Here is a 13,009-nt window from a genome sequence, read left to right as displayed (position 1 = left end):
TTCGGCAAATAGCGGATATTTTAATACGACTATGTTGATAGACATTAAGGTTATAAGCTGTCAACCGCCCCTCTCCCAACGTCTTCAGCCATTCCGGTGAGTGCCCATGCCTGCAGAAATCCCGACCACGATGTCCGCCTTTCTTCTCACCGGACATGGTGGGCCCGAGACGCTGGAGTATCGCAGGGACTGGCCTGTCCCCGTTCCGGCCGCCGGAGAGGTGCTGATCGAGGTCGCCGCCTGCGGCATCAACAATACGGACATCTGGGTCCGCGAAGGCGCCTACGGGACCGACGAGGACGCCGGGGCCGTTGCCTCGTGGCGCCGCTGGGCCACGGAGTCGACCCTGACGTTCCCCCGCATCCAGGGCGCCGATACGGTCGGACGGATTGTTGCCAGCGGACCGGGAATCGCCGAAAGCCGGATTGGCCAGCGCGTCATCGTCGATTTCAGCATCTACAATTCCGATGGCGATAGCCTGGCCGACATCGACTATATCGGCCACGGCCGTGACGGCGGCTTTGCCGAATATGTCGCTGTTCCGGCCGAAAACGCCCATGCGATCGATACGGAGTGGACCGACGCGGAGTTGGCGACCATCTGCTGCGCCTACCTGACCGGCGAGCAGATGCTGGTGCGGGCAGCCGTATCGGCAGGCGAGCGTGTCCTGATCACCGGAGCCTCGGGCGGCGTCGGCTCCGGCCTGATCCAGCTATGCCGGGCTCGGGGCGCAATACCCTATGCCATCGTCGGCGCGGGCAAGGAGGCGGCCGTGAAGGCTGTCGGCGCGGAAGCCGTCATTCGCAGCGACGTCACGGATCTGGCGGAGGCCGTGACCGACGCGACCGGAGGCCAAGCCATCGATATCGTCGCCGATCTGGTCGGAGGCCGGAGGTTCAACGAGTTGCTGCGGATCCTGCGGCCGGAAGGTCGCTACACGACGGCAGGCGCCATTGGCGGCGCGCTCGTCGAACTGGACTTGCGCACGCTGTATCTGAAGCAACTCCAGCTCCACGGATCCTCGCAAGGCACGCGTGGCGATTTCCAGACTATCCTTGGCTACATCAGGACGGGAAAGATCCGCCCGCTGCTCGCCGGCAGCTACCCGCTGTCTCGCCTTCGCGAGGCACAGGACGACTTCAAGGCCAAGTGCTTCGTCGGCAAGCTGGTGGTCATTCCCGACGCGAAGTTCAGTGACAGCTCCGCCGGGGATCATCGGGACGACTGAGGACGGAGGGTCAACGACCGTCGGTCCTCTGGTGCGGGCGGCGGGGGTCGAACCCGCATGACCGAGGTCGAGCGATTTTAAGTCGCTTGCGTCTACCAGTTTCGCCACGCCCGCAGCGGCGGAGTTCTGCCATCTCGGCGGTCGCGTGAATAGCCCCCCTCGACGCAACTTCCACCGCGGTTGGGCCCAACCGACACTTGGGCGCGCACATGTCGGGGATATTGGCGCCCGCGCCGACCGCCCGAACAGCGTCGAGCGACAGTGCACCTCTCCATTTCCCTAAAATAGGCCTTCAATTCCCGGGCCGGCGGCTGCTACATCGGCGCGGGGGAATCGTGGCACCACGACGGCTCGCCCGCGCTTTGAACGACGAGCCACAGAGGTGCTCCCATGACCGATCCCGTATCCCATCGCCAGGTGCTGGCGCATGACCCGTTGGCTGTTTTGCGTCGCGTGCCCGCCATCGGCAATCTGATCCTCGGCATCCGGGCCGACGGCGCCCTGCTGGAAGGCCTTGGCGCGATCGAAAGCGTCGAGCTGGAGGATGGATTTGCCGTTCTGCGCGGGCCGGCGCGCGAGACGCGTTTTGAACTCGCGGCCATTGCCACCCTCGTTACCGACCAGATGGTGATGACGAATGTCCTGCCCTTCATCGAGATATTCGACGCCGACGGCAACACGATTGCCAAGTTGACGGCGCTGGACGGCCTGGAGCGCTTCGATGCGGCATTGGAGGGTATCGCGCGGACGCCCGTCGACGCAGCCCCGCCTGCCGCGCGCCCCGGCCCGGGCGACGCGCCCGACGATGCGCCGCTGAAGGCGGCCGAGACCGCTGGCAGTCCGGTCACGCTGCAGGCGGTGAAGCGCGGCGTCGTGCATCGCTGGACCGGAACGCTGACCAGCGTCTCATTCAGCCACGGCTTCCTGAACGCCATGCAGGACGACATGCACCTGCATATCCGCGCCGGCGCCATCGCGTCGTGGAGCAAGGAGAGCGTGGACGGCTCGGATGTATTCAGCGCCATAGACAGCAACGGCAAGGCGCTCGGCCTGACGCTGACAGCCGAGGCTGGCAGCCTGACGGCGTAATCGCTGGATCTCTGATCCGCCGCGCGATCCGCGCGGCGGCCCGTTAGCCTGTCAGAAGGCCGGCCGATGACAGCCGACCGCGAGCTACCGCGTCAGGCGGCGCGCGCGAGACCTTCCTGCTCGCAATAGGCCATGACGAGGTCGGCGAGGTCCAGGACCGGGCGGCGTGCGCCCGGCGCAACGCGCAGCGCCAGTTCGGTCGGCGGCACGGGGCCGAACCCGTCGCCCGCCAACACCGAATAGGCGGGGCGGATCGACCGCGCCTCGATCAGCGCCACGCCGAGGCCGCCTGTGATCGCCGCCTCAATGCCGATCAGGCTGGCGCTCTCATAGGCGACGCGCCAGCGCTTGCCGGAGACCTCCAGCGCATGCACGGCGCGGTCGCGATAGCGGCAGCCCTGCGGAAATGCGATCAACGGTATAGGGTCGACACGCCGCCAATCGACGTCGCCGGCACCGACCCAAACCAGTTCTTCCGGCCAGACGCCCTCAGCCGGGCCGACGCCGGCATCGCGCTTCATCAGCACGATATCAAGATCGCCGCGCTCCAGCCCTCGTTCCAACTCAACGGACAGGTCGCAGCGCACATCGAGGCGGCACTCGGGCCGGAGTTTTGCGAAGCTTGCGACCAGCCGGGTCAATTCCGCGACGGCGAAATCCTCGGTCAACCCGAGACGCACATGCTCGGCCGCCTGCGAGGCGCCGACGACGCTGCGCGCTTCCTCCGACAGCGCCAGGATGCGGCGCGCATAGCCGACCAGCCGCTCGCCTTCGGCAGTCAGCGCGACACCCCTGCCCTCGCGGATCAGTAGCGGCGTTCCGGCGAGATCCTCGAGCTTGCGGATCTGCTGGCTGACCGTCGACTGGGTGCGATGCACGCGCTCCCCGGCGCGGGTGAAGCCGCCGGCATCGACGACCGAAACGAAGGTCTTCAATAGATCGAGGTCGAACATGGCTGCACCTCCGATATCGGAATTTCGAATGGATATCATCCAAACATCGAATTTCCAAATAGAACGCAGAAAGCCTATGCATTCGCTCCCGGCTGCGGCCGGCTCTTCAACCAGCAGGCAGATCGCGAATGACGGATCGAGTGGCATCGGCAACGACAAGGCATATGGCGCGAGGCAACAGCCTCGCAGACCTTGGTCTGATTGCGCTCTTCTGCCTGATCTGGAGTTCGGCCTTCGCGGCGGCGAAATTCGCGCTGCCGGATTGCCCGCCTCTTCTGCTGCTATCAAGCCGCTTTCTCGCCGCCGGGGTGATCCTGATCGGACTCGCCGCCATCACCGGCCGTGCCATACGGCTGGACGGGCGCACCCTCGCCAGTTGGGCCGTTCTTGGCGTCTTCAACAGCGCGCTCTATCTCGGCCTCAGCTATGCCGGCATGCAGACGGTTTCTTCCGCCTTCACCGCCGTGCTGATCAGCGCCAATCCGCTGCTGACGGCGCTCATAGCCGGACCAGTCCTGGGCGAGCGTCTGTCACCGCTAAAGCTCGGCGGGCTGCTGCTTGGCATGCTGGGCGTTGCCATTGTCCTGAGGTCGCGGCTTTCGGGCGGCTTGGAGGACTGGCACGGCACCTTGCTGGTGCTGGCCGGGCTGGTGGCGCTCGTCGCTGGAACGATCCTGTTCAAGAAGCTGAAGCCCGGCGGCGATCTCTGGACAGGCACGGCGATCCAGTCGTTCGCGGCTGGTATCCTGCTGCTCCCCATCGCGCTGGCGACCGAAAGCCTCGGGGATATCCGCCTTACGCCGGCGCTTGTCGGCGGCTGGAGCTATCTGGTGATCGCGGCATCGATCGGCGGCTATCTGCTGTGGTTCCGCCTGCTGCAAACGAAGACCGCGACCCAAGCCACGTCGCTGCATTTCCTGCTGCCGCCGCTCGGCCTCGCCTTCGGCTGGCTGATGTTTCGCGAGCCGGTGAGCTGGATCGACTGCCTCGGCATCGTTCCAATCGCCATCGGCATCGCCATGGTGACGCGCGGATAGCAACGACCACAAAAAAGGGGCGGCGCCGATGCACGGGGCCGCCCCTTGAATATTGCAGAACGCGGATGCCGATCAGGCTTCCGGCTCGGCGCCCTCTTCGCGGGTTGCCTTGACTTCGGCGATGAAGTCCTCGGCATCCTGCTTGGCCGAGCGAGCATGCTCTTCCGCGTCCTTGGTGAAGCGATCCAGCTCCATCTTCAGGCCGCTGACCGAAGGCTTCTCGACGCTGTTGGCATAGGCGATCATGCGCAGCGAAACGGCGAGATCGAGCACCATGGCGCCGAGCAGGCCGTCATCAAGCTGCTTGTCGTCGGCATAATCCGAGATCAGGTCATAGAGAGCATCGCGGTGCTCTTCGTAGTCTGCTGCGAAGGCTTCGAAATCTTCGTCGTCGGCGGGCTTGTTCGGATCGGTCATTTCGTTGTCTCCTAAGTCGTTCTAGAGCGAGGCGTTTGCGGTTCGCAGATGCAAACGCGATCTGGCAAGGTTTTAGCCGACGATCGGCGGCTGGAAGGCGAGACCCATGTCCCAGGGGAAATAGATCCACGTATCCTGTGACACTTCGGTGATGAAGGTGTCGACGATGGGGCGGCCCATCGGCTTCGAATAGAGCGTGGCGTAATGCGCCTTCGGCAGCATCTCGCGCACCAGGCGGGCCGTGCGGCCGGTATCGACCAGATCGTCGATCACGAGCACGCCGGCGCCCTCGCCGCCGCCGAGATCGATGATCTCCTGGCTGACCGGCTTCAGGACCTTGAGCTGACCCTGCTGGTTATAGTCGTGATAGGAGGCGACGCAGATGGTCTCGATCATGCGGATGCCAAGCTCACGAGCGACGATCGCTGCCGGCACAAGGCCACCGCGCGTCACGCAGACGATCGCCTGCCACTTCTGGTCGCCGGAAAGGCGCCAGGTCAGCGCTCGTGCATCCCGGTGGAACTGATCCCAGGATACCGGGAACGCCTTGTCGCTGCGAGCGTCGACCATCATTGTCTCCTGGACGTAAAAGAAGCGGAACCTGTGTGATGCGGCTCCTTGCCATGCAATCGGGCCGTCTGTCGATCCACAGAAAATCCGGACATATCAGCTAGTCGCCTGCATCATAGCTGCGACCATCGCCTCGACATCGCGGGCCGCCTGGTCGAGCCGTTCGGCATCGCGCGAGCGCAGAACGATGTCGGTAGCGAACGATCCGTCGAGCATCTTCGGATAACTGCCGATCGAGACATCGGGATAATCGAGCTGGATTTCGCCGAGCTTCTTGGCGATGCGCCCCTCGCCCATGCCGACGGGCACCGTGCGCGACAGCATCTTGGCGCCGGTGGGGATCTTGGCGGCAACCTCGTCGAACATCGCCTGCATGATCGACGGCACGCCGGCCATGACATGGACATTGCCGATCGTGAAGCCCGGCGCTTTGGAGACCGAATTCAGGATCAGGTCGGCGCCAGCGGGAATTCGCGTCATGCGCATCCGCGCTTCGTTCAATTGTCCGGGCTCGTAATGGGCGCTCAGGATGGCGACGGCGCGCGGATCATAATCGATCGTCACGCCAAAGGCCTTGGCCATCGAGTCAGCCGTGATGTCATCATGCGTCGGCCCGATGCCGCCGGTCGAGAACACGTGGTCGTAGCGAACGCGGAGCGCGTTCACCGCGGCGACGATCTCTTCTTCAATGTCGGGCACGATCCGCACTTCGCGGATGTCGACGCCGATATTGGTGCAATATTCGGCGATGTAGCCGATGTTCTTGTCCTTGGTCCGCCCCGACAGGATCTCGTCGCCAATGACGAGGATCGCTGCTGTAACGACAGGCGCGGCTTCCGTGGTGGATTCAGCCATTCACAAACTCCATCGGTCTGGAACGGGTTTAGCCTTCCGGCGCTCCGCGCTCAAGTGCGGCCGACATGCGGCCGGCCATGATGCTCGCCGCGAAACCGCCTGGGCTTCCGGCGGCGGAGCGTCGCGCAACCGGGTGCGGCATGCAAAAACTCTTGTAACTAAGGCTCCGATGGGCCAGATCGGGGACAAACCTTCATTATCAGGCTTGTTCCCGCGGCCACGGAATGATGTGCTGGCGGGGCACGGAGTACCCAAATGGTCACCTATGTCGATGCAGACGCCGCCCCCGTGAAAAACACCGGGCAGATCCGCCTCTATGGCCCCGAAGCCTTCGCGGCGATGAAGCGCGCCGGCCAGCTGGCGGCGGCATGCCTCGACGGCCTGGCCGACATCGTCAAGCCGGGTGTACCGACGGACGAGATCGACCGCTACGTCTACGAATTCGGCGCCGCCCATGGCGCGCTGCCGGCGACGCTGGGCTATCGCGGCTACACCAAGTCGACCTGCACCTCGATCAACCATGTCGTCTGCCATGGCATTCCGGACGACAAGCCGCTCAAGGATGGCGACATCGTCAATGTCGACGTCACCTTTATCCTCGACGGCTGGTATGGCGATTCAAGCCGGATGTACCTGGTCGGCGACGTCAAGCGCGCTGCCGTCCGGCTGGTCGAGGTGACCTATGAATCGCTGATGCGCGGCATCGCGGCCGTGAAGCCTGGCAACACCACCGGCGACATCGGCTATGCGATCCAGTCCTACGCCGAAGCCGAGCGCTGCAGCGTCGTGCGCGATTTCTGCGGCCACGGCGTCGGCAAGGTGTTTCACGACACGCCGAACATCCTGCATTACGGCAACCCCGGCGAAGGCGTCGAATTGCGCGCCGGCATGATCTTCACGATCGAGCCGATGATCAATCTCGGCCGACCGCATGTGAAGGTGCTGCGCGATGGCTGGACCGCCGTCACCCGCGATCGCTCGCTCACCGCCCAGTTCGAACACACGGTCGGCGTCACCGATACGGGCTGCGAGATCTTCACCTTGTCGCCGCGCGGCTATACCTGCCCGCCCTACCCCACAGGGGCATGAGCGGGTTCGACGAGAGCCTTGAAGATGTGCCTCACTATTCGGGGCATCGGGAGCGGCTGAAGACGCGCTTCCGCGAGACGGGACCGGACTCGGTCGCCGACTACGAGTTGCTGGAACTGATCCTGTTCCAGGTCGTGCCCCGGCGCGACACCAAGCCGATCGCCAAGGCGCTGCTGGCTCGTTTCGGAACCTTTTCCGACGTGCTGGCCGCGCCCGAGGCACGGCTGACCGAGATTTCCGGCGTCGGTGCGTCGGTCGCCACCCATCTGAAACTCGTCCACGCCGCGGCCACTCGCTATGCCCGGGGCGCCGTGCGGCAGCGCCCTCTGCTCGGCTCGTGGAGCGCCGTCATCGACTATTGCCGCGCGGCCATGGCGTATGAGGAAAAGGAGCAGTTCCGCATCCTGTTCCTGGACCGCAAGAACGTGCTGATCGCCGACGAAGTGCAGCAGGTCGGCACGGTCGACCACACGCCGGTCTATCCGCGCGAAGTGGTGAAGCGGGCGCTGGAGCTTTCCGCGACGGCCATCGTATTGGCGCATAACCATCCTTCCGGTGACCCGACGCCATCGCGCGCCGACATCGAGATGACCAAGACCATCGTCGCCATCGCTGACCCGCTCGGCATCGCCGTGCATGACCACATCATTGTCGGCCGCAACGGCCACGCCAGCTTTCGCGCCCTCAAGCTGATCTGAGCGGGCCCGAACGGCTGGCGCTCCGTGCGCCCGTCGCGATGGCGAAAGCCCAGGCAGGTCCACACGCGCCACCCCTCTCGCGGCGGGCGGCAGTGTCAGCGTCGCCGTTTCCCGGCCAAAATACCTGCACCAGCGCCCCGCATTATCTCGCAATCCAATCCACCGGCGCCCTCGCCGGGCCCGGCTCACGCACTCCCACCGGAGACGCCCTGACGCCGCTTTTGCGAATGATTTGCAATCTCGATTAAACCATGCGAGCTTTCATGCGAGTAATTCGCAATTGCACGAATTGGAAACGAGACATGCTCGATCGAACGCGTCGCCGCTTGGTTATCGCCCTCGCCGGATTGCTGGCCGCCACCGTGCTATCGCCAGCCGGGGCGATCGCCGAGGACGTCGGGAAATTCAAGGCCGTCACGACCTTCACCATCATCGCCGACATGGCGCAGAACGTTGCCGGCGACGTCGCGATCGTGGAATCCATCACCAAGCCCGGCGCCGAAATCCATAACTACCAGCCGACGCCGCGCGACATCGTGAAGGCGCAGGACGCGCAACTGATCCTCTGGAACGGGCTTGGCCTCGAGCTCTGGTTCGAGAAATTCTTCGCCAATCTCGACGGCGTTCCGCAGGCGACCGTCTCGGCAGGCGTCGACCCGATCGGCATCGCCGAGGGACCTTATGGCGGCAAGCCCAATCCGCATGCCTGGATGTCCCCCGCCGCCGCCCTCCTCTACGTCGATAACATCCGCGATGCCTTCGCGAAGCACGATCCGGCCAATGCCGCGACCTATGCCGCCAATGCCGAGGTCTACAAGGCGAAGATCACCGCAACGGTCGCGCCGATCCGCGCCTCGCTCGAGGCGATCCCGGCCGAGAAGCGCTGGCTGGTTTCGAGCGAGGGCGCCTTCAGTTACCTCGCCCGCGATTTCGGCCTGAAGGAGCTTTACCTCTGGCCGATCAACGCCGATCAGCAAGGCACGCCGAAGCAGGTGCGCAAGGTGATCGACGCGGTCCGCGCCAACAACATCCCCGTCGTCTTCAGCGAAAGCACCATCTCCGCCAACCCGGCCAAACAGGTGGCGCGCGAGACGGGGGCTGCCTATGGCGGCGTGCTCTATGTCGACAGCCTGAGCGAGGCGGATGGCCCTGTCCCGACCTATGTGGACCTGCTTCGCGTCACATCCGAGACGATCGCCAAGGGCATCGCCCAGAAGGTCACGGCCCAATGAACGCGCGCGTCGCCCCGCTGGCATCCCCGGCGGCCCCTTTGTCCGAGGCGAGTGCCGGCATCTCGGTGACCAACGCCACCGTCACCTATCGCAATGGCCACACCGCCTTGCGCGACGCCAGCTTCACCGTTCCAACCGGCACCATCACGGCGCTGGTCGGCGTCAATGGCAGCGGCAAGTCGACCCTGTTCAAGGCGATCATGGGCTTCGTCCGCGTGTCGCGCGGCGACATCACCATTCTCGGCCAGCCGGTCGAGAAGGCACTGAAGCAGAACCTCGTCGCCTATGTCCCACAGAGCGAGGACGTCGACTGGAACTTCCCCGTCCTCGTCGAGGATGTCGTCATGATGGGCCGCTATGGCCACATGAACCTGATGCGGATCGCCAGGCGGTCGGACCATGCGGCCGTCGACGAGGCGCTGGAGCGTGTCGGCATGAGCGCCATGCGAAAACGCCAGATCGGCGAGCTTTCCGGCGGCCAGCGCAAGCGCGTCTTCCTCGCCCGCGCACTGGCGCAGGATGGCCGCGTCATCCTGCTGGACGAGCCGTTCACCGGCGTCGACGTGCAAACGGAAGCGGCGATCATCGAATTGCTGCGCGGGCTGCGCGACGAAGGCCGGGTGATGCTGGTCTCGACCCACAATCTCGGCAGCGTGCCGGAGTTCTGCGACCGCGCCGTCCTGCTCAATCGCACGGTTCTCGCCTATGGCCCGACGCGCGAGACCTTCACCCGCGCCAATCTCGAAAAGACATTTGGCGGCGTCCTGCGCCATATCGTTCTCGACACAAACATCGACGGCGGATCCATCGACATCATCAGCGACGACGAGAGCCCACTATTGCTCGGCTCCGGCGCACAAGCCCAGGCGCCCGTCGAGGAACTGGAGACCAGGCGCTGATGGCCATCCTGCTCGAGCCGTTTTCCTATGGCTACATGGTCAATGCCATGTGGGTCAGCGCGCTGGTCGGCGGCGTCTGCGCCTTTCTCTCGGCCTATCTGATGCTGAAGGGCTGGTCGCTGATCGGCGATGCGCTCTCCCATGCAATCGTTCCGGGCGTTGCCGGCGCCTACATGCTCGGCCTGCCGTTTTCGATCGGCGCCTTCTTCTCCGGCGGCCTCGCCGCCGCGGCCATGCTGTTCCTGAACCAGCGCACCAAGCTCAAGGAAGACGCGATCATCGGGCTGATCTTCACGGGCTTCTTCGGGCTCGGCCTGTTCATGGTTTCGCTGTCGCCGACATCCGTGAACATCCAGACCATCGTGCTCGGCAACATCCTCGCCATCACACCGGAAGATACGCTGCAACTCGCCATCATCGGCTTCGTCTCGCTCGCCATCCTTCTCGTCAAGTGGAAGGACCTGATGGTGACCTTCTTCGATGAGAGCCACGCCCGCTCGATCGGCCTCAACCCGACCGCGCTGAGGATCTTGTTCTTCACGCTGCTCTCCGCCTGCACGGTCGCGGCGCTACAAACGGTCGGTGCGTTCCTCGTCATCGCCATGGTGGTGACACCCGGCGCCACCGCCTACCTGCTCACCGACCGGTTTCCAAGGCTCCTGATGATCAGCGTCGCGGTTGGCGCGCTGACCAGCTTCGTCGGCGCCTATGCGAGCTATTTCCTCGACGGAGCCACCGGCGGCATCATTGTCGTGCTGCAGACTCTGGTCTTCCTGGCTGCTTTCGTTTTCGCACCGAAACATGGCCTTCTGGCCGCCCGCCGCCGTGCGGCGGAAGCGCTGGAGACGGCATCATGACGATCCTCGAAACGCTTCTGCAGCCCTTGCAGTTCGAGTTCATGCGCAATGCGCTTGTCATCTCGGCACTCGTCGCCGTGCCGACGGCGCTGCTCTCCTGCTATCTGGTGCTGAAGGGTTGGTCGCTGATGGGCGACGCCATCTCGCATGCCGTGCTGCCGGGCGTCGTCATCGCCTATATCGTCGGCGCGCCGCTCGCGATCGGCGCCTTCGTCGCCGGCATGGGCTGCGCGCTCGCCAGCGGCTATCTGAAGGCGAACAGCCGCATCAAGCAGGACACGGTGATGGGCATTGTGTTCTCCGGCATGTTCGGCCTCGGCATCGTGCTCTACACCAAGATCGAGACCGACGTTCATCTCGACCACATCCTGTTCGGCGACATGCTGGGCGTCGGCTGGCGTGACATCGCCGAGACCGGCATCATCGCCCTCGTCATCACCGCGATCATCGCCCTGAAATGGCGCGATCTGCTGCTGCACAGTTTCGATCCGGTGCAAGCCAGGGTCGTGGGGCTCCGGGTCAACTGGCTGCATTATGGGCTGCTCTGCATCCTGTCGTTAGCTATCGTCGGCGCGCTGAAGGCAGTCGGGATCATCCTCGCCATCGCCATGCTGGTCTCGCCCGGCGCCATCGCCTTTCTACTGACGAAGAAGTTCAGCACCATGCTGTGGCTAGCAACGGCCATCGCGGTGATTGCCTCGCTTTCCGGCGTCTATCTGAGCTTCTTCCTCGACAGCGCCCCCGCCCCGACCATCGTGCTGCTGATGACGGCCGCCTTCGTCGTCGCCTTCCTGGTCTCGACCCGCCGCGCTGCCCGCATCGAGACGGAGGCCACGCACCCATCGTAAGGCGTAGCCTATCCCCCTTCCGCCTCCCAGAGAACCGAGCCCACCGCTACGGCACGTCTCTTGCTACGAACAGGCTGAGCGTCTCATAAAATTGATCTTGGGACGCTACGCTCACGTCGGGGAACGCTGTGCTCTTGGCAGAATGCGTGGCTCTGATATCGGCAAGGGTGGGCAATCAGGCCCGGCCGCGGGGGAATGGATATGCCAGCAGCGAAGTCCGGAAAGCAGACGCGCCTGATCGATCTGGCACTGCAGGGCGGCGGCGCGCATGGCGCCTTCACCTGGGGCGTCCTCGACCGATTGCTCGAAGAGCCCTGGTTGAAAATCGAGGCGGTGTCGGGAACGTCGGCCGGCGCCATGAATGCCGTCGTGATGATTTCGGGCTTTGCCATCGATGGCGCCGAGGGCGCTCGCCACGCGCTGCATGATTTCTGGGAGCGCGTCGCCAAGGCCGGCGCGATGAGCCCCATTCAGCGCAACCCGATCGACAAGGTGATGGGAAACTGGTCGCTCGACAGTTCGCCCGCCTTCATCGCCATGGACCTGATGGCGCGGATGTTCTCGCCCTACGATCTCAATCCGATGGGCTACAATCCGCTGACCGACATCCTTGCCGAGAGCGTCGATTTCGAGCGCCTGGCCAAGGCGCCGATCAAGATCTTCGTGACGGCAACGAATGTCCGCACCGGGCGCGGCCGCATCTTCCGCAACCAGGAGATCACGCCGGATGTCCTGCTTGCCTCCGCCTGCCTGCCGACCATGTTCCAGGCGGTCGAGATCGACGGCGATCCCTATTGGGACGGCGGCCTTGCCGGCAATCCAACCATCACGCCGCTGATCCGCGAAAGCGACGCGCTCGATACCATCCTGATACAGATCAACCCGCGTGAGCGCGCAGGCACGCCGCGCTCGGCATCGGAAATCTTGAACCGGCTCAACGAGATATCCTTCAACGCTGCCTTGATGAAGGAACTGCGGATGATCGCGCTGATGCGCGAGATGGCGACGCCAGCCACGCCCGAGGGCGCACGCTGGGCCGGCATGCGGACGCACCGGATCATGACCGACATGATGTCCGACCTCGGCCACTCCTCGAAGCTCAACGCCGAATGGGCTTTCCTGACGATGCTGCGCGACGAGGGCCGGCGCGCCGCGGCGGAATTCCTCGCCGACCATGGCGACGATATTGGCGAGCGCTCGACCGCCGATCTCGACATCCTGTTGCAGGAGTGCTGAG

General features: G+C 64.4%; 14 protein-coding genes and 1 tRNA gene. 10 read left to right on the top strand and 5 right to left on the bottom strand.

From position 1 onward, the window contains the following. Positions 1-106: 106 nt before the first annotated feature. Positions 107-1,228: an alcohol dehydrogenase family protein gene (locus OSH12_RS09040; RefSeq protein ID WP_266343185.1), complete on the top strand. Its 1,122-nt coding sequence runs from the start codon at positions 107-109 to the stop codon at positions 1,226-1,228. A 29-nt stretch (positions 1,229-1,257) separates the two neighbouring features. On the opposite strand, the gene OSH12_RS09035 is transcribed toward OSH12_RS09040, so the two are convergent. Beyond that, positions 1,258-1,342 (bottom strand) — tRNA-Leu (locus tag OSH12_RS09035). 276 nt (positions 1,343-1,618) lie between these two features. On the opposite strand from OSH12_RS09035, the gene OSH12_RS09030 reads away from it, so the two are divergent. Next, positions 1,619-2,317, top strand: a complete 699-nt coding sequence (locus OSH12_RS09030) for a hypothetical protein (protein WP_266343184.1) — start codon at positions 1,619-1,621, stop codon at positions 2,315-2,317. Positions 2,318-2,409: 92 nt separating this feature from the next. Here the strand turns inward: OSH12_RS09030 and OSH12_RS09025 are convergent, their stop codons facing one another. Continuing rightward, on the bottom strand, positions 2,410-3,270 hold the full coding sequence (locus tag OSH12_RS09025; protein ID WP_266343183.1) for a LysR family transcriptional regulator: 861 nt from the start codon (positions 3,268-3,270) through the stop codon (positions 2,410-2,412). Positions 3,271-3,434: 164 nt separating this feature from the next. Here OSH12_RS09025 and OSH12_RS09020 point away from each other — a divergent pair, with 164 nt between their 5' ends. After that, on the top strand, positions 3,435-4,307 hold the full coding sequence (locus tag OSH12_RS09020) for a DMT family transporter (protein WP_266343182.1): 873 nt from the start codon (positions 3,435-3,437) through the stop codon (positions 4,305-4,307). 72 nt (positions 4,308-4,379) lie between these two features. On the opposite strand, the gene OSH12_RS09015 is transcribed toward OSH12_RS09020, so the two are convergent. From OSH12_RS09015 to OSH12_RS09005, 3 genes are all read right to left on the bottom strand, one after another. After that, positions 4,380-4,724, bottom strand: coding sequence for a hypothetical protein (locus OSH12_RS09015; RefSeq protein ID WP_266343181.1), 345 nt, complete (start codon positions 4,722-4,724; stop codon positions 4,380-4,382). A 72-nt stretch (positions 4,725-4,796) separates the two neighbouring features. Beyond that, a complete protein-coding gene (gpt, locus tag OSH12_RS09010) occupies positions 4,797-5,294 on the bottom strand; it encodes a xanthine phosphoribosyltransferase (RefSeq protein ID WP_266343360.1) in 498 nt (165 codons plus the stop codon). A 96-nt stretch (positions 5,295-5,390) separates the two neighbouring features. Beyond that, positions 5,391-6,149 carry a competence/damage-inducible protein A gene (locus tag OSH12_RS09005; protein ID WP_266343180.1) on the bottom strand — a complete coding sequence of 253 codons (759 nt, stop codon included), beginning with the start codon at positions 6,147-6,149 and terminating at the stop codon, positions 5,391-5,393. 255 nt (positions 6,150-6,404) lie between these two features. Between OSH12_RS09005 and map the strand changes: the two genes are divergently transcribed. The 7 genes from map to OSH12_RS08970 all read left to right on the top strand — a co-directional run bounded on the left by map (position 6,405) and on the right by OSH12_RS08970 (position 13,008). Beyond that, positions 6,405-7,238 carry a type I methionyl aminopeptidase gene (map, locus tag OSH12_RS09000; protein WP_266343179.1) on the top strand — a complete coding sequence of 278 codons (834 nt, stop codon included), beginning with the start codon at positions 6,405-6,407 and terminating at the stop codon, positions 7,236-7,238. Next, the gene (gene radC / locus OSH12_RS08995) at positions 7,235-7,936 is read left to right on the top strand and encodes a RadC family protein (RefSeq protein WP_266343178.1); all 702 of its coding nucleotides are present in this window, start codon (positions 7,235-7,237) and stop codon (positions 7,934-7,936) included. Before map ends, radC begins: the two co-directional genes overlap by 4 nt. 302 nt (positions 7,937-8,238) lie before the next feature. Next, positions 8,239-9,168, top strand: a complete 930-nt coding sequence (locus OSH12_RS08990; RefSeq protein WP_266343177.1) for a metal ABC transporter substrate-binding protein — start codon at positions 8,239-8,241, stop codon at positions 9,166-9,168. Next, a complete protein-coding gene (locus OSH12_RS08985) occupies positions 9,165-10,067 on the top strand; it encodes a manganese/iron ABC transporter ATP-binding protein (protein ID WP_266343176.1) in 903 nt (300 codons plus the stop codon). Before OSH12_RS08990 ends, OSH12_RS08985 begins: the two co-directional genes overlap by 4 nt. Then, entirely contained in the window at positions 10,064-10,924 is an 861-nt protein-coding gene (locus tag OSH12_RS08980; RefSeq protein WP_323180632.1) for a metal ABC transporter permease, read from the top strand. The genes OSH12_RS08985 and OSH12_RS08980 overlap by 4 nt, the downstream gene beginning before the upstream one ends. Further along, positions 10,921-11,772: a metal ABC transporter permease gene (locus OSH12_RS08975; protein ID WP_266343174.1), complete on the top strand. Its 852-nt coding sequence runs from the start codon at positions 10,921-10,923 to the stop codon at positions 11,770-11,772. The genes OSH12_RS08980 and OSH12_RS08975 overlap by 4 nt, the downstream gene beginning before the upstream one ends. 201 nt (positions 11,773-11,973) lie before the next feature. After that, positions 11,974-13,008 carry a patatin-like phospholipase family protein gene (locus OSH12_RS08970; RefSeq protein WP_266343173.1) on the top strand — a complete coding sequence of 345 codons (1,035 nt, stop codon included), beginning with the start codon at positions 11,974-11,976 and terminating at the stop codon, positions 13,006-13,008. Position 13,009 lies beyond the last annotated feature (1 nt).

Origin of the sequence: Kaistia terrae, from assembly GCF_026344005.1 — a bacterium.
Taxonomy (GTDB): domain Bacteria; phylum Pseudomonadota; class Alphaproteobacteria; order Rhizobiales; family Kaistiaceae; genus Kaistia; species Kaistia terrae.
Note: the sequence above shows the minus strand (reverse complement) of the source record. Positions and strands in the feature narration are given on the sequence as shown.

Bases quoted from the DNA above. Each gene is read 5' to 3' on its own strand.
- OSH12_RS09005 (WP_266343180.1), bottom strand. From the start codon at position 6,149: ATGGCTGAATCCACCACGGAAGCCGCGCCTGTCGTTACAGCAGCGATC.
- gpt (WP_266343360.1), bottom strand. From the start codon at position 5,294: ATGGTCGACGCTCGCAGCGACAAGGCGTTCCCGGTATCCTGGGATCAG.
- OSH12_RS08990 (WP_266343177.1), top strand. From the start codon at position 8,239: ATGCTCGATCGAACGCGTCGCCGCTTGGTTATCGCCCTCGCCGGATTG.
- OSH12_RS08975 (WP_266343174.1), top strand. From the start codon at position 10,921: ATGACGATCCTCGAAACGCTTCTGCAGCCCTTGCAGTTCGAGTTCATG.
- OSH12_RS08970 (WP_266343173.1), top strand. From the start codon at position 11,974: ATGCCAGCAGCGAAGTCCGGAAAGCAGACGCGCCTGATCGATCTGGCA.
- OSH12_RS08985 (WP_266343176.1), top strand. From the start codon at position 9,165: ATGAACGCGCGCGTCGCCCCGCTGGCATCCCCGGCGGCCCCTTTGTCC.
- OSH12_RS09030 (WP_266343184.1), top strand. From the start codon at position 1,619: ATGACCGATCCCGTATCCCATCGCCAGGTGCTGGCGCATGACCCGTTG.
- OSH12_RS09040 (WP_266343185.1), top strand. From the start codon at position 107: ATGCCTGCAGAAATCCCGACCACGATGTCCGCCTTTCTTCTCACCGGA.
- OSH12_RS09020 (WP_266343182.1), top strand. From the start codon at position 3,435: ATGGCGCGAGGCAACAGCCTCGCAGACCTTGGTCTGATTGCGCTCTTC.
- OSH12_RS09025 (WP_266343183.1), bottom strand. From the start codon at position 3,270: ATGTTCGACCTCGATCTATTGAAGACCTTCGTTTCGGTCGTCGATGCC.
- OSH12_RS09015 (WP_266343181.1), bottom strand. From the start codon at position 4,724: ATGACCGATCCGAACAAGCCCGCCGACGACGAAGATTTCGAAGCCTTC.
- radC (WP_266343178.1), top strand. From the start codon at position 7,235: ATGAGCGGGTTCGACGAGAGCCTTGAAGATGTGCCTCACTATTCGGGG.
- map (WP_266343179.1), top strand. From the start codon at position 6,405: ATGGTCACCTATGTCGATGCAGACGCCGCCCCCGTGAAAAACACCGGG.